General features: G+C 63.1%; 16 protein-coding genes and 1 pseudogene. 12 read left to right on the top strand and 5 right to left on the bottom strand.

The window, feature by feature from the left end; genetic code table 11:
• Nucleotides 1-514 precede the first annotated feature (514 nt).
• Nucleotides 515-962 (bottom strand): annotated as a pseudogene (locus PHO31112_RS23365) (DDE-type integrase/transposase/recombinase); the annotation flags it as partial.
• 378 nt (nt 963-1,340) lie between these two features.
• On the opposite strand from PHO31112_RS23365, the gene PHO31112_RS23360 reads away from it, so the two are divergent.
• Genes PHO31112_RS23360 through PHO31112_RS23350 form a run of 3 tightly spaced genes read left to right on the top strand, consistent with a single transcriptional unit; the run spans nt 1,341 to nt 3,906 of the window.
• Nucleotides 1,341-1,886, top strand: a complete 546-nt coding sequence (locus tag PHO31112_RS23360) for a DUF2306 domain-containing protein (RefSeq protein WP_150623578.1) — start codon at nt 1,341-1,343, stop codon at nt 1,884-1,886.
• A gap of 14 nt (nt 1,887-1,900) precedes the next feature.
• Entirely contained in the window at nt 1,901-3,055 is a 1,155-nt protein-coding gene (locus PHO31112_RS23355; RefSeq protein WP_174995848.1) for a sensor histidine kinase, read from the top strand.
• A gap of 26 nt (nt 3,056-3,081) precedes the next feature.
• Entirely contained in the window at nt 3,082-3,906 is an 825-nt protein-coding gene (locus PHO31112_RS23350; RefSeq protein ID WP_150623574.1) for a LytR/AlgR family response regulator transcription factor, read from the top strand.
• Here the strand turns inward: PHO31112_RS23350 and PHO31112_RS23345 are convergent.
• Entirely contained in the window at nt 3,869-4,768 is a 900-nt protein-coding gene (locus PHO31112_RS23345) for an AraC family transcriptional regulator (protein ID WP_246178489.1), read from the bottom strand. The genes PHO31112_RS23350 and PHO31112_RS23345 overlap by 38 nt on opposite strands.
• A 245-nt stretch (nt 4,769-5,013) precedes the next feature.
• Here PHO31112_RS23345 and PHO31112_RS23340 point away from each other — a divergent pair, with 245 nt between their 5' ends.
• From PHO31112_RS23340 to aceA, 3 genes are all read left to right on the top strand, one after another.
• Complete coding sequence (locus PHO31112_RS23340; protein WP_150623572.1) at nt 5,014-5,481, top strand: gamma-glutamylcyclotransferase family protein; 468 nt, start codon at nt 5,014-5,016, stop codon at nt 5,479-5,481.
• 284 nt (nt 5,482-5,765) lie between these two features.
• Nucleotides 5,766-6,677, top strand: coding sequence for a DMT family transporter (locus tag PHO31112_RS23335; RefSeq protein ID WP_150623571.1), 912 nt, complete (start codon nt 5,766-5,768; stop codon nt 6,675-6,677).
• A gap of 379 nt (nt 6,678-7,056) precedes the next feature.
• Entirely contained in the window at nt 7,057-8,379 is a 1,323-nt protein-coding gene (aceA, locus tag PHO31112_RS23330) for an isocitrate lyase (RefSeq protein ID WP_150623569.1), read from the top strand.
• A 235-nt stretch (nt 8,380-8,614) separates the two neighbouring features.
• Here the strand turns inward: aceA and PHO31112_RS23325 are convergent, their stop codons facing one another.
• On the bottom strand, nt 8,615-9,052 hold the full coding sequence (locus PHO31112_RS23325) for a universal stress protein (protein ID WP_150623567.1): 438 nt from the start codon (nt 9,050-9,052) through the stop codon (nt 8,615-8,617).
• A 795-nt stretch (nt 9,053-9,847) separates the two neighbouring features.
• On the opposite strand from PHO31112_RS23325, the gene pip reads away from it, so the two are divergent.
• Nucleotides 9,848-10,786 carry a prolyl aminopeptidase gene (pip, locus tag PHO31112_RS23320; RefSeq protein WP_246178493.1) on the top strand — a complete coding sequence of 313 codons (939 nt, stop codon included), beginning with the start codon at nt 9,848-9,850 and terminating at the stop codon, nt 10,784-10,786.
• A 113-nt stretch (nt 10,787-10,899) separates the two neighbouring features.
• On the opposite strand, the gene PHO31112_RS23315 is transcribed toward pip, so the two are convergent.
• Nucleotides 10,900-12,693, bottom strand: coding sequence for a DEAD/DEAH box helicase (locus PHO31112_RS23315; protein ID WP_246178487.1), 1,794 nt, complete (start codon nt 12,691-12,693; stop codon nt 10,900-10,902).
• Between PHO31112_RS23315 and PHO31112_RS23310 the strand changes: the two genes are divergently transcribed.
• The 5 genes from PHO31112_RS23310 (at nt 12,682) to PHO31112_RS23290 (ending at nt 16,593) form a co-directional block, all read left to right on the top strand.
• Nucleotides 12,682-12,918, top strand: coding sequence for a hypothetical protein (locus PHO31112_RS23310; RefSeq protein ID WP_144265658.1), 237 nt, complete (start codon nt 12,682-12,684; stop codon nt 12,916-12,918). The genes PHO31112_RS23315 and PHO31112_RS23310 overlap by 12 nt on opposite strands.
• Nucleotides 12,919-13,123: 205 nt before the next feature.
• Nucleotides 13,124-13,885, top strand: a complete 762-nt coding sequence (gene tsaB / locus PHO31112_RS23305; RefSeq protein ID WP_150623565.1) for a tRNA (adenosine(37)-N6)-threonylcarbamoyltransferase complex dimerization subunit type 1 TsaB — start codon at nt 13,124-13,126, stop codon at nt 13,883-13,885.
• The gene (rimI, locus tag PHO31112_RS23300; RefSeq protein WP_150623563.1) at nt 13,885-14,364 is read left to right on the top strand and encodes a ribosomal protein S18-alanine N-acetyltransferase; all 480 of its coding nucleotides are present in this window, start codon (nt 13,885-13,887) and stop codon (nt 14,362-14,364) included. The genes tsaB and rimI overlap by 1 nt, the downstream gene beginning before the upstream one ends.
• Nucleotides 14,365-14,401: 37 nt before the next feature.
• Entirely contained in the window at nt 14,402-15,445 is a 1,044-nt protein-coding gene (locus PHO31112_RS23295; protein WP_425495230.1) for a uracil-DNA glycosylase, read from the top strand.
• Nucleotides 15,406-16,593: a DUF1853 family protein gene (locus PHO31112_RS23290; protein ID WP_174995847.1), complete on the top strand. Its 1,188-nt coding sequence runs from the start codon at nt 15,406-15,408 to the stop codon at nt 16,591-16,593. Before PHO31112_RS23295 ends, PHO31112_RS23290 begins: the two co-directional genes overlap by 40 nt.
• 19 nt (nt 16,594-16,612) lie before the next feature.
• On the opposite strand, the gene thiD is transcribed toward PHO31112_RS23290, so the two are convergent.
• Nucleotides 16,613-17,437: a bifunctional hydroxymethylpyrimidine kinase/phosphomethylpyrimidine kinase gene (gene thiD / locus PHO31112_RS23285; protein ID WP_150623558.1), complete on the bottom strand. Its 825-nt coding sequence runs from the start codon at nt 17,435-17,437 to the stop codon at nt 16,613-16,615.
• Nucleotide 17,438 lies beyond the last annotated feature (1 nt).

Genomic DNA, 17,438 nt, shown 5'->3' with positions numbered 1-17,438 from the left:
TGCGGGGTGACTCGACAGTCGCCAGGATGCGGGTCAGGGTGGTGGGCCAAGTGGGCGGTGTCCGGGAGATCGCACCGACACCATTGCCAGAAGCCCGGAAACGTCGCGGCGGGGAGAGGGGATCGCTGGTGTTCATGAACGTCTCCGCAAGAATTCGAAGCCGGGGCGGGTGCGACACACCTGCTCGCAGAATCGCCATGAAGCCACTCGATTTGTCACTCGACAACTGTTAACTTTGTCAGTTACCGTGCCGCACCCGGCGGCGCATCATGCGGGCTCTTCGCCCGTTGCCGGGGAAAAGCGTCGTGTAGCCGAATCTAATTGCTGGTGGCGCGTGGTCTCGAAGTAGCCCGCCTGGCTTGCCGGCTTCGGCTAGTTGCGCACTCGTTTCGAGCGCTCTCTCGATACTCATCTCGCTTTGCTCACCCTGGCTTGCGCCGTCATCTCTTCCTGCTCGAAATAACGGTGATCTGCCCCCTTCAATAGGGGCCAATGGACTTCTGGCAAAGTCCCTTTAAACCAGCTCCTGGACTGCGGCAGGAGCATCCGCTGTTGTCCGATGTTTCGCCGCGAACTCCGATGGCGAGAGGTAATTCAGTGCGCTGTGCGGCCTTTGCTCGTTGTAGTCCTGACGCTATGCCGCGATGACAGCGCGAGCGTGGGCGAGCGACATACAAACCTGAGATGCCGTGGTCGATGACGATGTCGACAACCTCTTTCGTGAAATCGTCGACGATTGTCAGGCACTTCAGGCGCCGCCCATTGGCTAGCGTATCCATCACGAAGTCGATTGACCAAACCTCGTTGGGCGCGTTCGGCAAGGCCAGTTGCTCGCGTTCAATCATGACGCCGTGGCGCTTGCGACGGTGCCGCACCGTCAGCCCCGCCTCACGATACAGGCGATACACCCGTTTGTGATTGGCGTGCGTGCCTTCGCGTTCCACCAGGTCCTTCAGTCGGCGTGCGTCCGAGACTTCCATGCCGGCATACCGGCCCCGGCTTCTTTCAGAAACCCGATGATTTGCTGTTCCGAAAAGCGTTTCTTCATGTTCGTCTTCTTCTCCGAAAACGAACTCTACTAGATGCCGGATGGCCCTGTTTGCCGGGGGCAGGTCACATGGCGCATATCAAACCAGTAAAGACTTAATTTTTTTACGCGTGACACTTGGCATCGTCGTGTCACAATCGTCGGCGAAAATGCGCGGCCGCCGCCCGTCGCTTGCCGTTCGCGCCTGCCGTCCGCCGTTGGCGGCGTGTTGACGCCATTCGTCGCAAGACGGTTGCGTGTGTCGGGACAGGTTTTTATCGTAGCGCCATGATCCGTACACAGCGAGGACGTTATGGCGACGATGGTGGGAATGCATTTGGGGGCTGCGGTAGCCGCCGTACTGTTGGGCGTCGGTATTCTGTTCATGCGACGCGGCACGTCGCGGCACCGTTGGGTTGGTCGGTTGTGGGTGGCGGCGATGACCGTGACGGCGGCGACCAGCTTCGGGATCCGTGAACTCGGCGGGGGCCATCTGTCGTGGTTGCATGCGCTCGCGGCTTACGTGCTGACCGGTCTGGTGCTGGCGGTGGTGGCGATACGGCGGGGTGACGTGAGCGGGCATCGCCGGCAGATGCTGGGTCTGTACGCCGGACTGGTGATTGCCGGGGGCGCTGCCGTCCTGATGCCGGGGCGGGCGCTTAACAGCGCGCTGGCGCAGATGTGGCACCATGAGGCAGCCGCAGCGCCGGATAGCGCACGTAGGGCGAGCGGCACCGAAACGTCGGTCATCCGTAACGGCAGGAACAGCGATAAGCAAGCAGGGGCACTAAAACAAACGCAAAGGGCGCCAGAAGCCGGGCCAGGCTCGCTCGCCATGACAGGCGGGGCAGGCGCATGAAACGCATGTCGACGATGAGACAACCGCAATCCGTTGAGAGCGCACACGTAGGCCCCGTCAAAGTGACGAGCGGCCTGTGGACGACGTTTTTTCGCGAACTCGTGGGCGTCGCGCTCTTCAACACCGTCATCGCCCTGATCCTCTTTTTTGTCGGCTTCGGCGGCACCTTCGTACAGAACTTCGTTTTCAGTCAGTGCATCGGCATTTCCATCACCGCGTTTGTCGACGGTGGACGGCGCGCGATCTGGCGTGACGGCGCACCGGCGATGGTGCCGTTCCTGCTGCTCGTGGCGTTCGGTTGTGCGGCCGGGCTCGTGTTGGGCATCGCCATCGGTACCGTGCTGCTGGGACTGCCGATCTCGATGTGGCGGCCGTTGAACGGACACTCGTTGCCCATCGTGCTGCTCATCGCGCTGCTTGCCACCGGCATCGGCACGTATCACGGGTGGTCGCGCGCGCGGCTGTCGCAACTGCGCGAAGCCACTGCGCAGCAGGCACTGCGCGAGGCAGCAGCAGAAAAGGCACTCGTCCACGCGCAATTGCAGACGCTGCAGGCACAACTGGAGCCGCACTTTCTGTTCAACGTGCTCGCCAATCTGGACTCGCTCATCGCGAGCGATCCGGCGCGCGCACGAACCTTGCTCGGGCATCTCAACCGGTTCTTGCGCGCGTCGCTCGCGGCCACACGGGCCGAGGTCACGACGCTCGCCGACGAATTCGCGCTGCTCGACGCCTTGATGGCGATCCAGCAAGTGCGCTTCGGCGAACGGCTGCGCTACATGCTCGATCTGCCCGAGGATTGCCGCACGTTACAGGTGCCCCCGATGCTCGTGCAACCGCTCGTCGAGAATGCGATCAAGCATGGTGTCGAACCCCTTGCCGGCGGCGCTTCGGTGGATGTCAGCGCCCGGCGCGAGCGCCTGGCGGACGGCGAATGGCAAGTGGCGGTGCGCGTGGCGGACGACGGCGCGGGCTTTCGTGCCGCCGTGCGAAGCGATGTGCACGAGCCTGTGGGGGGCGTCGGTCTGACGAATATTCGAGAGCGCCTGCGGGTGCTCTATGGCGACACTGCGCGCCTCACGCTCACCGAGGGCGTGCCGCGAGGTGTCGTTGCAACGTTGCGTTTGCCTGTGGTGTTGTCCGGGCCGCAAACGGTGCCAACGGCATAGGTTTCTAGTCCCAGAGAGTGGAGTGCATGACATCCCCCGTTGCCCTGATTGCCGAAGACGAACCTTTGCTCGCCGACGCGTTGCGCACCATGCTTGCGCAGACGTGGCCCGGGTTGCATGTGCTGCCCGTAGCACCGGACGGGACGTCGGCGATCGCCGCCATCGCGCAGACACAACCGGATGTCGTTTTTCTCGATATCTCCATGCCCGGCGCGACCGGACTCGACGTCGCTCGCGCATGCGCGCGGCTGGCCCGGCCGCCGCAGATCGTGTTCGTGACGGCGTTCGACCGGTTCGCGCTCGACGCGTTCGACGCGGCCGCCGTCGACTATCTGCTCAAACCGGTGGAGCCCGACCGTCTGGCGCGCACGGTGGCACGGGTGCGTGAACGCCTGGCCGTGCCGGACGGCAACACGCTCTCGCAACTGCTGACGACGCTGCGCACGCACCTGGAGGCGGGAGCCCCGTCAGGGCAGCAGGACGGCGCGCCGGCGCCGCGCGACGCCCCGCCCACGGATGCCCGCGAGTATCTGCATTTTGTCCGAGCCTCGGTGCGCGACGAGATTCGCATCGTGCCCGTCGAGGATGTGTGCTTTTTCGAGGCCGCCGACAAGTATGTCGTGGTGGCGACGACCGACGGCGATCTGCTGATCCGCACGAGTCTGCGCGAACTGATGCCGCAACTCGATCCGTCGCGCTTTTGGCAGGTGCACCGCAGTACGGTGGTCAACGTTGCTGAAGTCGTGAGCGCGCAGCATACGCCGTTGGGCCGTCTCACACTCAAGCTCAAGCGTCGCAAGGATCGCGTGGCGGTCAGTCGTCAGTATGCGCACCTGTTCCGGCAGATGTAGCGTCGGGAACGGTGGCGAAGAATTCGCTGGGGGTGCGTCCGAAGGTGCGTTTGAACATCGCGGAAAACGCACTCTGACTTCGATAGCCCAGTTCCCTGGCGATGCGGGCGAGCGGATATCCCTTCGACGCGAGCGGAATCGCCTGTGCCAGCAGGACCTGCTGACGCCATTGCACGAAACTCATATTGAGTTCCTGCCGGAACAGCCGTCCGATGGTGCGCGGGCTGGCGCCCGCGTAGCGGGCCCATTGATCGAGTGTCCAGGCGCGCGCCGGATCGACCAGCATCGCATTGCACAGGGTGAGCAACCGCTTGTCGCGCGGCAGCGGCACCTCCAGGGGCAACGGTGACGCGCGCCGCAACTCATCAAGAATCAAGCCTCCCAGTAGTTGCTCGCGGGGGGCATCGAGGGTGCCCTCAGGCACGTCGATGGCCGCGATCAACTCGCGCAGCAACGGCGACACCTCAACGACTCGGCAATGATCGAGTCCCGCCGGGATGACCTCCGGATGGACATAAAGCGTGCGCAGGTACGAAGGTTCGTTGACTTGCAGGCTATGCACGACATTCGGCGGAATCCAGATTGCGCGCGATGGCGGTACGATCCACGCCGCATCGGCTACCGCAATCTGGATGACACCTCGTGGCGTGTACGCGACCTGAGCCCAAGCATGCTGATGGTCAGGCACGCGGATGCCGTCGCGCAACGGCCGTGCGCGCAGCCGCACCGGGCGCGCCTGGGTCGGCATGAATGCGGTGGGCAAAACATACGGTTCGGGGTCGACCGGTGATGAGGTGCCGGCATCGGCGCCCAGCAGCTCGGCATCCAACAGGTCGGGCGGCGCGGGCATGAGGTTGGGCATGGCGTAATCGCGACAATTCGAGTTTCATAAGTGTAAATCAGCCGCGCATGGGCGTTGGGATCTCTCTGTCTCCGTTGGTCGCTCAGGGGCGCGTGCCACAGCTTTCCGGGCGGCAAAGACGCTATGATCCAAGTCAGCCCGCGACGGACGCAAGCCAGGTGGCTATAAGCGGCCTGACGCATTTTCCTTCGTTCTCTGACGTTCTTCTGATCCAACGTCAGCCATTTCCGATTTGGATGTTCGTAATGACAACGGCAACGCATGATCTGTGCGACGCCCATGACGTCCCCGACGAGGCAATCTATGCCTTCGTCTATGGCACGCTGCGTGTGGGAGAAATCAACGACATGATGCGAGCGGCCGCACGTCACGGCATTGCGGCGCCGGTCTACGTCGGCACTGCGTCACTCGGTGGGCGGCTTTATGATTTCGGACGCTATCCGGGCATGGTGCTCGCTGATGCGGGCGAACATGTGACCGGTGACATTTACCGGATTCCGGCGGCACTGATCCCCGTGCTCGACGAGATCGAAGCGGTCTATCCGGGCGAGGCGGGGTTGTTCGTTCGGGAGATGCACGACGTCGCGTGCGACGGCGCGACGTATGCATGCATCGTTTATCCGGTGAGCGAATCGGCGGTCAGTCAGTTGCCGCTGGTTTCAGGGGGGGATTGGGTTGCCTACCGTCGCGAGCGCGACGCCAATGCCGCATGACCTGACACCTTTGCGCCGTCAGCGTTGACGTAGTCGCGCCGCGCTCGCTCATGCATGTCCAGCCACGCGACTTTGTAGTGATTCCAGAGGCCGTACCCGCGTGGTGTTACGACGGGCAGCGGGCCGGGCGAGGGCGTTCGATGCGGCATGGGTCGTGTGATCTCCGATGGGCTGGCTGGTGCGGGTACCGCCATGTCCGATTATGACCAGCGTGTCGGACATCGATGTGGGACGATTCACGCGTTCCCATGTTTCCGGCGGCCGGTCGCGCCGCCTTTTCGACCATGCGCTCATCTGACATTGCCCGTTTACTGACGCTCTCCGCCATCTGGGGCGCGAGCTTTCTTTTCATGCGCATCATCGTGCCCGCACTCGGGCCATTGCCTACGGCCTTCCTGCGCGTCGCCCTCGGCGCAGTGGGGCTGGCGGTGATTCTGCTGGCATTGCGGATTCGCTGGGAGTTCAAGGGGCTGCTTGGTGCGTCGATGGTGCTCGGCGTGATCAACTCCGGCATTCCGTTCGTAATGTACTGCCTGGCCGCCCGCGTGCTGCCTGCCGGTTACTCTGCCATCCTCAATGCGACGACGCCCCTCATGGGCGTCATCATCGGCGCCCTGTTTTTCCATGATCGTCTGACAGGTGCCAAGGCGCTGGGCGTGTTGCTCGGTCTGGTCGGTGTGGCCGTGTTGACGCGCGCCGGTCCGGTCACGATGTCCGGACCGGTGGTCATAGGCGCGCTGGCGTGTCTCGTCGCGACGTCCTGCTACGGTTTGGCGGGCTATCTGACCAAGCGCTGGATCACCGAGCGAGGCGGCCTCGACGCCAAGCTCGTGGCGTTCGGCAGCCAACTGGGCGCTGCCATCGTACTGCTGCCGTTCTTCGGCTACGTGTCGGCGACGTCCGGCATTCCCGGCCCGGCCACGGGCGGTGTCTGGGCTGCGATGGCGGCGCTCGGCTTCCTGTGCAGCGCAGTGGCCTATATGTTGTTCTTCCGCCTGATTGCGGATCTTGGCCCGCTGCGCTCGCTGACCGTGACTTTCCTGATTCCGCCGTTCGGCGTGCTGTGGGGGACCGTGTTCCTGAATGAAGCCGTCACGATGGCGCATTTCTTCGGCGGCTGTTTCATCGCGCTCGCCGTGTGGCTTGTGTGCAAGCCGCCGAAGGCCGTGCCGTCTACCAGTCGCGTGGCGTCATGACCTGAGCGCCGGGCAAGTCTGCTCGCACGGAGGGGGCCCCGATCAAAGCCGGTAACCGCTGTTACCGGCTTTTTTCATGATGCGGAATGCCTTTGCGGTGCGTAAAAATTTGCGCTGCTTGGCACAACGCCGCAATTTCAGGAAGGGAAATATCGTTTCATATAAAGAAATTAACTTTATATCTAATTGATTTTAATGAATAAAAAATATTTGTTAAGATGCTAATTTACTCTGTTGCATCGCATGAGAAATCCCTAAACTCTTATACAAGACCTGCCGATTTGGAAACGCCGAGAGTGGTCAATCGCAGTTTCGGCAATGACCAAGCGGCAAAGCGTCACCCCTCTTTATTTGTATTGAGAAACTAGGAGAGATCATCATGGCGACTCGTCAAGAGCAAGTGAAACAACTCGAGCAGGACTGGGCGAACAATCCGCGCTGGAAGGGCATCAAGCGTGGCTATTCGGCCGAAGACGTGGTGCGTCTGCGCGGTTCGATCCAGCCGGAACAAACGCTTGCCCGTCGCGGTTCGGAGCGTCTGTGGAGCATGATCAACGACGAGCCGTTCGTGAACGCGCTTGGCGCACTGACGGGCAACCAGGCCATGCAGCAGGTCAAGGCCGGCCTCAAGGCCATCTATCTGTCGGGCTGGCAAGTCGCGGGCGACGCGAACCTCGCAGGCGAAATGTACCCCGACCAGTCGCTGTATCCGGCCAACTCGGTGCCGCAGGTCGTGCGTCGCATCAACAACACCTTCACGCGTGCCGATCAGATTCAATGGTCGGAAGGCAAGAACCCGGGCGATGAAGGCTATATCGATTACTTCGCGCCGATCGTGGCCGACGCGGAAGCCGGCTTCGGCGGCGTGCTCAACGCCTTCGAACTGATGAAGGCAATGATCGAAGCGGGTGCCGGTGGCGTGCACTTCGAAGACCAGCTCGCCTCGGTCAAGAAGTGCGGCCACATGGGGGGCAAGGTGCTCGTGCCGACGCGCGAAGCCGTGGCCAAGCTCGTGGCGGCGCGTCTGGCTGCCGACGTGCTCGGCGTGCCGACCGTCCTGATCGCGCGTACCGATGCGGAAGCGGCAGATCTGATTACCGCCGACGTCGATCCGACCGACCAGCCATTCTGCACCGGCGAGCGCACCGTTGAGGGCTTCTACCGTACGCGCAATGGCCTGGATCAGGCAATCGCACGCGGTCTGGCCTATGCACCGTACGCCGATCTGGTGTGGTGCGAGACCGGCAAGCCGGATCTCGAATTCGCCAAGCGATTTGCCGAGGGCATCCACAAGCACTTCCCGGGCAAGCTGCTTTCGTACAACTGCTCGCCGTCGTTCAACTGGAAGAAGAACCTCGACGACGCCACCATCGCCAAGTTCCAGAAGGAACTCGGTGCCATGGGCTACAAGTTCCAGTTCATCACGCTGGCCGGCTTCCACAGCCTGAACTACTCGATGTTCAACCTGGCGCACGGCTACGCCCGCCGTCAGATGAGCGCCTTCGTCGAGTTGCAGGAAGCCGAATTCGCCGCTGCCGACAAGGGCTTCACGGCAGTCAAGCACCAGCGCGAGGTGGGTACGGGCTACTTCGACGCCGTCACGCAGACGATTGAGCGCGACGCATCGACCACGGCCCTGAAGGGTTCGACGGAGGACGAACAGTTCTTCGACGAAAAGAAGGCGCAGGTCAAGATAGCCTGACAGGGCTAAGGGAGGGCGCGGTACGCCCGCCTGCGACGATGCGCGTGGGGGCACGTCGTCGTGGGTGGAACGTCGCCGCGTCATGACCGCGCGTCCGGCTTATCCGGCCGGGGGCAGTCCTGACTGTGGTCCCGTCGCGGTGAGGGCTGCAATGCACGCCTGAACGAGAAAAGGCCCGTGAGCTTATCCCGCTCACGGGCCTTTTTTCATGGGTTGCCGGGTTGGCGCAGACGGATCACCGGTAGACGAGTACGGGGATCTTCGAGTGCACGAGAACGCGCTGCGTCTCGCTGCCCAGCAACAGGCTGGTGAGTCCGCGGCGCCCATGCGAGGCCATCAGGATAACGTCACACCCGTGGCGTTCTGCTGCGTCGATGATGCCCAGATAGGGCGCAGGGAAGGTGGAACTGTCGCGATCGAACGGTACGCTCGCTGCTGCGGCAGCTTCGGCCAGCTTATCGAGGTGGGCGCAGGCTTCTTCGGCAATGCGCTCGCTGAACGTGGCAGGCGCTTCCAGTACGTACTCGCTGAAGGGGGAGTAAGGATACTCGGCGAGGCAGCAATAGCCCGTCACTCTCGCGCCGAGCGCACGCGCCAGTTCGAGTCCGCCAGTCACGGCCTTTTGAGATAGCTCCGAGCCGTCGGTCGGAATGAGGATGTGGGTAAATAACATATGACCTCCCGCAGTTGGCGTTGCTGAACACGCGTTCACAGGCTCGCGCAGGTATTACACGGTCTTGCACCCAGTCTGCTGTTCCGACGATCTCGCCACTTTTGCAGGTGCCGACATCTGCATCGCCAGCAAACCCTTCACTTCGATTCTATGGCTTTGGCGCGGCGCAACAACGGGGGCAAACCCGGTAGTGCTTGTCTGCGTGACGCCACTCATCTGTTCAGTTCAAGCCCAATCGGGGTGTCTTGGCACGCGGCAGGCACTATTTGCGTGCAAATGCCGAAATTTCGGTACCCCAATCATGTGGCAAACCCCATCGCTTCATCCTCATGTCGACGTGGAATGGAGTGCACGCAATAAACGTTACTTGCGCCTCTTGCGTCAGATGGACACACCCTGAGGCGGGCTCTGCGGGGCGTCGTCTTGCCAGTATACGCGCTGAAAGATTCGCGATAACGCACCGGGTGGCCGACGGCGCGAGCGATGCAAAACGAATGGGATGATGGCGAGACATCGTCCCATTGCATTTGTGCGGCTGCTTTGTCTTGTTCGGGGCACCGCGCTACACTGAACTTCGACGTATTTGTCCTCGTCCTGCTCATCCATGTTTTCACCGTCCGCGTCGCACGTAACTTGGACGACGCGCCGGCCAACGTTCACGTGAGGATGCCGATGTCAGCCGACTTTCCCGATGATGCTGCCCACAACATGCGCAACGATCCGCAGACGCAGACACTTGCCCCTAGACGCGCGCCAGGCAAGGTCATAGAGACTCGCCCGAACATGCTGCGCGATTTGTATCCGCCTATCGAGCCCTACGAGAGCGGGATGCTCGATGTCGGTAACGAACATCGCATTTATTGGGAGCGGTGCGGCAATCCGCTCGGCAAGCCGGTGGTGTTTCTGCATGGCGGCCCTGGGGGCGGTTGTTCGCCGGAGCACCGGCGATTGTTCGATCCGGCTAGGTACTGCATTACATTGTTCGATCAACGCGGTTGCGGACGTTCGATCCCGCATGCAAGCCTTGAGCACAACACCACATGGGATCTGGTGGAGGACATCGAGCGGTTGCGAGTCAAGTTTGGATACGAACGATGGCAGGTGTTTGGTGGCTCGTGGGGCAGCACGCTGGCGTTGGCCTACGCGCAGGCGCATGTGAATCGTGTGAGCGAACTGATCGTGCGGGGCATTTTCACGGTGCGTCGCGAAGAATTGCAGTGGTACTACCAGACCGGCGCCTCGTGGCTATTCCCGGATCGTTGGGAGGCGTTTCTGGCGCCGATTCCGCTCGAAGAGCGCGGCGATCTGATGCGCGCCTATCGGAAGCGGCTGATTCATCCCGACGAGGCGGTCAGAATCGAGGCAGCCCGTGCATGGAGCATGTGGGAGGGCAGCACGATCACACTGCTACCGGACGACCAACTCGCAGAGGCCTTTGGCGACCCGCATTACGCGATTGCGTTTGCCCGCATCGAGAATCACTACTTCGTGCACGACGGTTTTCTCACGCCGAATCAATTGATCGACGGTGCGCACCGTTTGCGCGACGTTCCGGGGGCGATCGTTCAGGGCCGTTACGACATGGCGACACCTGCACATACCGCATGGGCGCTGCACAAGGCGTGGCCGGAGGCGGATTTTTATTGGGCGCCGGACGCTGGGCATGCGTTTAGTGAGCCCACCACCCTGCATTGGCTGATCGAGGCAACGGACCGGTTCGCGTCGACGTCATGATTCAGACGCACAAAAGAGAAAACCCCGAATGTCGACGATTGACGTCGACATTCGGGGTTTTCAGACATTCGTGCAGGACTCGTCGATGACTCATCCTGCCGGTGTCAGGCTATTCAGCCGCTGCGACGCTTGCTGAAGCCGCTGCCGCCGTTGCCGCCGTTGCGATTGCCGAAGCCACGGTCCTGACGCGGTGCGTCGAAGCTGCGGCTGCCACGATCCTGACGGTTGCCGTCGGCCGGACGCGGCGAGCGACGCTCGAAACGGTCGGTCGCGCTGCCGTTCGAGAAGCCATTGCCAGCGTTGCCGCCTTCGCTTTGCTGGTAGCCACTGCTTTCACGACGCTCGAACGGGGCGCCGGCCGGCTTGGCGCCGCCGAAGCGCTGGCCGCCCTGATAACCGCCATTACCGCCATTGCCGCTGTTGTTACCGTAACGCGGGGCGCTGCTGCTGCTGTTGCTCCAGCGGCTGTTGCCGCTGCCTTGACCATGACGCGGACCGCCACGGCCTTGACCCGGACGCTTGCTGCCAGTGCCACTGCCACCCTTCGGCGGCGAGCGACGCGGTTCGAAACCGGCCACCACGTTCACCGGCAGCGGTTCACGCGTGTAGCGTTCGATGCGGCGCACGGCACCGATTTCACCGTGTGCGGCGAGGCTCACGGCGACGCCACGACGGCCGGCACGGCCCGTACGGCCAATGCGGTGGACGTAATCTTCTGCAAACTTCGGCAGATCGTAGTTGAACACGTGCGTGATGCCCGGCACGTCGATACCACGTGCTGCCACGTCAGTTGCCACCAGCACGCGCACACGGCGCTCGCGCAATGCACGCAGCGTACGGTTACGCACGCCTTGAGGCATGTCGCCGTGCAGGGCTGCGCTGTCGAAACCGGCTTGCTCTAGCTGGTCGGCGATCAAGTCGGCGTCGCGCTTGGTCGACGTGAACACGATGGCCTGATCGAGCGCGTCGTTGCCGAGCAAGTGCGTGAGCAGGCGATCCTTATGGGCGCGGTCGTCCACATAATGGAGCGTTTGCTCGATGTTGGCGTTGGTGCGTTGTTCGCTGCCGCGCGTGATCTCGATGGTTTCCGGATTGCGCAGCAGACGACGTGTGATTTCCCCCATGCGGCCGTCGATCGTTGCCGAGAACAGCAACGTCTGACGCGATTCGGGCGTAGCGTCGACGATGGTCTGGATGTCGTCGATGAAACCCATGTCCAGCATGCGGTCGGCTTCGTCGAGCACCAGCATCATCAGTTGCGACAGATCGATCTTGCCGCTCGAGATGTGATCGAGCAGACGGCCCGGCGTTGCCACGATGATTTCGGGCTGCTTGGCCAGCATTTCGAGCTGACGCGGGTAGGGCATGCCACCCAGAATGCTGACCGTACGCAGACGGCGCAGTTGCTTGCCGTACGTATCGGCAGCCGTCGAGACCTGTTGCGCCAGTTCACGCGTCGGCGTGAGCACGAGCAGCAGCGGTTGAGCTGCCACACGGCGCACGCGCTGGCCCTTGCGGGGCTTTTCGCCCGGGGCGGCCGGCTGATTGCGCGGATGGGCGGCCGGGGCGCGGCTGCCCAACTCGCCGCTCGCTTGCATTTCGGCGAAGCGGTGGATGGCGGGCAGCATGAAGGCGGCCGTCTTGCCCGAACCCGTCGGGCTCGACACGAGCAGATCGCGGCCGGCGAGCGCAGCGGGGATTGCGCGCTGCTGGACCGGCGTCGGGCTGGTGTAGCCGGCGGTGATAAGGGCCGTCAGAATTGCCGGGTTCAGGCCGAGTTCGGCGAACGAGGGCTGACCGTCGGTGCTGACTGCCGGTGTGGCGTCAACAACGATAGCGTCGGTGTTTTCTTCGGGCGTAGGGAAATACGTCTGCGCGAGCGCAGACATTTTGGAATGCTGTTCCATGAATCCTCTTGCGGATTGAAAGGTGATGTCGGGGCGTTGGCGCCAATCGGCAAACCCAATTCGTCGCAAGCAGGAAGCAAATCGCGGATGGGGCAGAAAGCGGATCGAAATCCGTATCGTAAGCCAGGGACGGCGGCGGGTCGTTCCATCAGGAACGCCAGTACCGGCAAGAACTACAGCGGCTTATCACAGGATTGGGGCAAAACGCAGTTTTTCGTCGCCTGACGAGGTATTTCATAGAACCCCGCGAAGCGAAGCGCGGATTATACCTGTTTTTTGAGAAAAGTGCACGTTCGGATTTTCACGGGGTCGCGGGGAGTCCCTTGGGCATGCGTTTCAGGGGCGTGCCGCCGTGGCGGGCGTCAGCTTTGGCGCGGGTTGCCGTCGATCCCGCTAGGTTGCTTGTCGCGCGCCCGATTACAATAGCGCCATGTCTTCGATTACGCTTCTCGCTCTGGATACTTCGACCGAGTTCTGTTCGGTCGCCTTGTATCGTCACGATCCCGCCAGTGGGGCGCCGGCCCTTGTATTCGAGCGCCATCTCGATACCGGCCCCGTCTCCAGTACCCATATTCTTCCGGCTGTGCGCGACGTCTTGCGCGAGGCCGGTGCGACGCTTGCCGAATGTGATGCGATTGCCTTTGGCGCCGGCCCTGGCTCGTTTACCGGACTGCGCACCGCGTGTGGCGTTGCACAGGGGTTGGCTTTTGGGGCCCAACTGCCCGTGGTGCCGGTGGGCACGTTACTGGCTTGTGCCGAAGCGGCGCTCGCTTTGCGCGCCGACACGCAACGGGTTCTCGTCGCGCTCGATGCGCGCATGAACGAGGCTTACTGGGCCGACTATGCCTGGGACGCCGCGGCAGGAGACTGGCGCGAAGTGCAGTCGCCGTCGCTCGATGCCGCCGAACAGGTGCGTGCTCCCGACGCCGCTTTCGTCGTCGCCGGTAACGCCGTGCTGGCGTTTGGCGAGCGTTTGCAGGCGAGCGTGCAGGCGCAGGCCGTGTTGGTCGACGCCATGCCGCGTGCGCGTTACGTCGCCATGTTGGCGGCACGCGCCTTCGCTCGAGGCGAGGCGATTCCTGCCGATCAGGCCATGCCGTTCTACCTCCGCAACAAGGTGGCGCAGACGACGGCGGAGCGCGAGGCCATCAAGCAGGCGGCGGCGCAGGGCGCCGGCAAGGAGACGCCCTGATGCGCCAGACCGGTCCGAACCATTTTTCACCGATGACGTTGGCTGATCTCGATGAGGTTGTCACCGTCGAGGTGCGCGCATACCCGTTTCCGTGGACGCGGCAGAATTTCTCCGATTCGCTGGATGCCGGGCATCAGGGGGTCTGCCTGCGTGCGGTCGATGGCTCGTTGCTGGGCTATTTTCTGTTGATGCCGGTTGTCGACGAGTCGCATTTGCTCAACGTGTGCGTCGTGCCGGAAATGCAGGGCAATGGTCTGGGCGTGCAGTTGCTCGAAGAGGTGGTGCGCGTGTCGCGCGCGCAGGGTATGGGCGGGGTGTTGCTGGAAGTGCGCCCATCGAACATGCGGGCGTTGCGTATCTATGAGCGTTTCGGTTTCGAGCAGATCGGCCGGCGCAAGGGATATTATCCGGCGAGTGGGCGTCGTGAAGACGCCATTGTGATGCGCCTGTCGTGGGAGACCGATCGTGCCGTGGCCTAAAGCGATTCTGGAAGAGTTCGGGCTGTGGCCGGTGTGGATGTCGCACGATGCCGTGGCCGGGGCGGCGGTGGTGACTGCCGAAGACGGCGATGTGACAACGCTCACGGAACCGGTGGCCCTTCAGGGCGATATGCCGGCCGAGGATATGCCGCCGTGGGATGTGTCGCCGTCTGTCGCGCAGGGCAGTGTGCGTGCCGCTGCGCGTGCTGCGAGCGTGGATGAGGCGCTGGCCGCACCTGTCACGCCTATAGCGCCTGTCCGCCCGGAAGTCGCGCGGGGATCGAGGGGGGCGGAGGTGTCGCTGACATCGCCACAGAGTGCTGGTGGCAACCGTCGCATGGCAGATATGCCGCCCGACGATATCCCGATGTGGCTGGATAGCGATGGTAACGGTGACGGCGATGCAGCCGCCGACGCCGCATTGTGGTCGATCGTGCGCGATGCGGGCGAGGTCGATGCGCCGTCACGCCCTGCGTTGCCGGGCGTCGAGACGCTGGACTGGGAGGCGCTGACCGAGCGTGTCGCCAATTGTCGCTTGTGTGGCTTGTGCGAGAAACGTACGCAGACGGTCTTCGGCGTAGGCGACCGCGAGGCCGACTGGCTGCTCGTGGGCGAAGCGCCGGGCCAGCAGGAAGACTTGCAGGGCGAGCCGTTCGTCGGTCAGGCCGGCAAACTGCTCGACAACATGTTGCGAGCCTCGGCGTTGCGGCGCGGTGAGAACGTCTATATCGCGAACGTGCTCAAGTGCCGTCCACCGAACAATCGTGACCCGGAAGCGGACGAAGTCGCGAGCTGTGAGCCGTATCTGAAGCGTCAGGTCGCGCTGCTCAAGCCGAGAGTGATCGTGGTGATGGGGCGCTTCGCGGCGCAAAGTATCCTGCGCACGCAAGCGAGCATTGCCAGCCTGCGCGGGCGTGTGCATGAGTATGAAGGGGTGCCGGTGATCGTGACGTACCATCCGGCCTATCTATTACGCAGTCTGCCCGACAAGGCCAAAGCCTGGACGGATTGGTGCCTGGCGCGGGCTACCTACGAGGCAGTGTGCGAATCGACTCCGGCCAACAAGCCTACGGCGAACTGATCGAAACGCTACGCGAGGCGCCGGTGCGCGACCTCGCGTGGCTATTGCTGTCTGCCGACCTTCTCAGTGCTACCCGTTTTCCGGCGGCGCTCGCTCATTTCGATAGCGTGCAGGCGGCGGCCGATGTGGCGCCCAACGACCCTGCCATCTCCGTATCCGGCATGTTGCCGGGGACACTGCCGAGTGTCTCGGAACCGGTCTTCCACTCCCGACTTCTGCACGATTGGCTGCTGGCTTGCGATGCGAATCCCGAGCCGTTGCGCGAATTTCTTGCGCGCGGCGAAACCAGCCGGCTGGGGCGTTATGCGGAGCAACTGCTGCATTTCGCGCTAATGCACAGTCCCCGGTTCGATCTGCTTGCCGCGGGGCTGCAAGTGCGCGATTCGCGGCGGGGCAACATGACGCTCGGCGAGTGCGACTTCCTGCTGACGCGTCGCGCCGATCATCAATTGCTTCATTGGGAACTGGCGGTAAAGCTGTACTTGTTCGTGCCGCCGGCGCTTCCTGCACCGGTGCTCGACGAACGCGCCGTCCAGTTTCATTGGCTGGGGCCGAATCTGGCCGATAGTCTGGCCGATAAAGTGGCGCGTTTGCTCGGTCATCAACTCCGCCTGACGACAATTGAAGCTGCGCGCAGCGCGTTGCCTGCCGCCGGGCCATGGCTGGCGCAGGTGTATCTCAAGGGGTGGTTATTCCATCCGCTCACGCGACGCGGGCAGGTGCCGCAGGTGGCGTCAGAATCGCACGGTCGAGGCTGGTGGGCGACGCTCGACGAATGGTGGGCGCATGCGCAGTCAACGCCTCACGACGCCGTGGCGTCGGGCGAGCGGCGCTGGGCCATGTTGCCGCGGGCGCGTTGGCTCGCGCCTGCCCGTGTGGACGACTCGGCCGCTTTATCGCTTGCCGCGATGCATGTGCGCATCGAGACGCACTGGCGCGAACGCGGTGTCGCCGAGCCATTGTTGATCGTCTCGTTGTCGCAGCGAGCGGGCAAGGAAGGGTGGTTCGAGTGCGAACGAGGATTTATCGTGCCGGACTACTGGGCGCCACGCGCTCGCCATCGTATCGAGGAATTGAGCGAGCGGGCCGGTGCGGCGGCGCGTCGTGCGCTTGCGCGCAGTGTGGACGACGGCGCGCCGTCGATCTGATTCGGCGCGAGCGGGCGCCTCAATCCTTAGGCCAGACGGCGTGGAAGTGGTGGACGGGCCCGATACCGTGACCGATGTGCAGCGCGTCGCTGGCGGCGAGTGCGCCATTGAGATACGCCTTGGCGTCGCGCACGGTGTCCGACCAGTTATCGCGACGGGGGCGCAACGCGGCCAGTGCGGCAGAGAGCGTGCAACCCGTGCCGTGCGTGTTGTGAGCGGCGATGCGCGGTGCGCTGAATCGTTCGACACCGGCAGCACTCACGAGCCAATCCGGGCTCAGATCGCCGGCGAGATGCCCCCCCTTGACCAGCACATTGCGGGCGCCGAGCGCGCGCAGCGCTTGCGCATGTTGCTCCATCTCGGCTTCGTCGGTAGCAGGCGCGACGCCGAGTAGCGCAGCGGCTTCCGGCAGGTTGGGGGTAATCAGGTCCGCCAGCGGCAGCAACTCGTCGCGCAGCGCGGCAACGGCATCCGACTGCAGCAACGCGTGGCCGCTCTTCGAAATCATCACGGTATCGAGCACGACGAAGCGCGGCTTGTATCGCCGCAATCCGGCGGCCACCGCGCGCACGACCTCGGCGTTGGCTAGCATGCCGAGCTTGACCGCATCGACTTCGAGGTCCTGAAACACGGCGTCCATTTGTGCGGTGACAAAGCTCGCCGGTGGTGTGTGGATGCCGGTTACACCTTGCGTATTCTGCGCGGTGAGGGCGGTAATCACGCTCGCGCCGTATGCGCCGAGCGCGGAAAACGCCTTGAGGTCGGCTTGGATGCCTGCACCACCGCTGGAGTCGGAGCCGGCGATGGTGAGGGCAATGGGAACGGGCGACTGACGCAAATTCATA

It is taken from the genome of Pandoraea horticolens (genome assembly GCF_902459555.1).
In the GTDB taxonomy this organism is placed as follows: Bacteria; Pseudomonadota; Gammaproteobacteria; order Burkholderiales; family Burkholderiaceae; genus Pandoraea; species Pandoraea horticolens.
Note: the sequence above shows the minus strand (reverse complement) of the source record. Positions and strands in the feature narration are given on the sequence as shown.

Bases quoted from the DNA above. Each gene is read 5' to 3' on its own strand.
- PHO31112_RS23360 (WP_150623578.1), top strand. From the start codon at position 1,341: ATGGCGACGATGGTGGGAATGCATTTGGGGGCTGCGGTAGCCGCCGTA.
- PHO31112_RS23355 (WP_174995848.1), top strand. From the start codon at position 1,901: ATGAGACAACCGCAATCCGTTGAGAGCGCACACGTAGGCCCCGTCAAA.
- PHO31112_RS23350 (WP_150623574.1), top strand. From the start codon at position 3,082: ATGACATCCCCCGTTGCCCTGATTGCCGAAGACGAACCTTTGCTCGCC.
- PHO31112_RS23345 (WP_246178489.1), bottom strand. From the start codon at position 4,768: ATGCCCAACCTCATGCCCGCGCCGCCCGACCTGTTGGATGCCGAGCTG.
- PHO31112_RS23340 (WP_150623572.1), top strand. From the start codon at position 5,014: ATGACAACGGCAACGCATGATCTGTGCGACGCCCATGACGTCCCCGAC.
- PHO31112_RS23335 (WP_150623571.1), top strand. From the start codon at position 5,766: ATGCGCTCATCTGACATTGCCCGTTTACTGACGCTCTCCGCCATCTGG.
- aceA (WP_150623569.1), top strand. From the start codon at position 7,057: ATGGCGACTCGTCAAGAGCAAGTGAAACAACTCGAGCAGGACTGGGCG.
- PHO31112_RS23325 (WP_150623567.1), bottom strand. From the start codon at position 9,052: ATGTTATTTACCCACATCCTCATTCCGACCGACGGCTCGGAGCTATCT.
- PHO31112_RS23310 (WP_144265658.1), top strand. From the start codon at position 12,682: ATGCTGTTCCATGAATCCTCTTGCGGATTGAAAGGTGATGTCGGGGCG.
- PHO31112_RS23315 (WP_246178487.1), bottom strand. From the start codon at position 12,693: ATGGAACAGCATTCCAAAATGTCTGCGCTCGCGCAGACGTATTTCCCT.
- tsaB (WP_150623565.1), top strand. From the start codon at position 13,124: ATGTCTTCGATTACGCTTCTCGCTCTGGATACTTCGACCGAGTTCTGT.
- rimI (WP_150623563.1), top strand. From the start codon at position 13,885: ATGCGCCAGACCGGTCCGAACCATTTTTCACCGATGACGTTGGCTGAT.
- PHO31112_RS23295 (WP_425495230.1), top strand. From the start codon at position 14,402: ATGTCGCACGATGCCGTGGCCGGGGCGGCGGTGGTGACTGCCGAAGAC.
- thiD (WP_150623558.1), bottom strand. From the start codon at position 17,437: ATGAATTTGCGTCAGTCGCCCGTTCCCATTGCCCTCACCATCGCCGGC.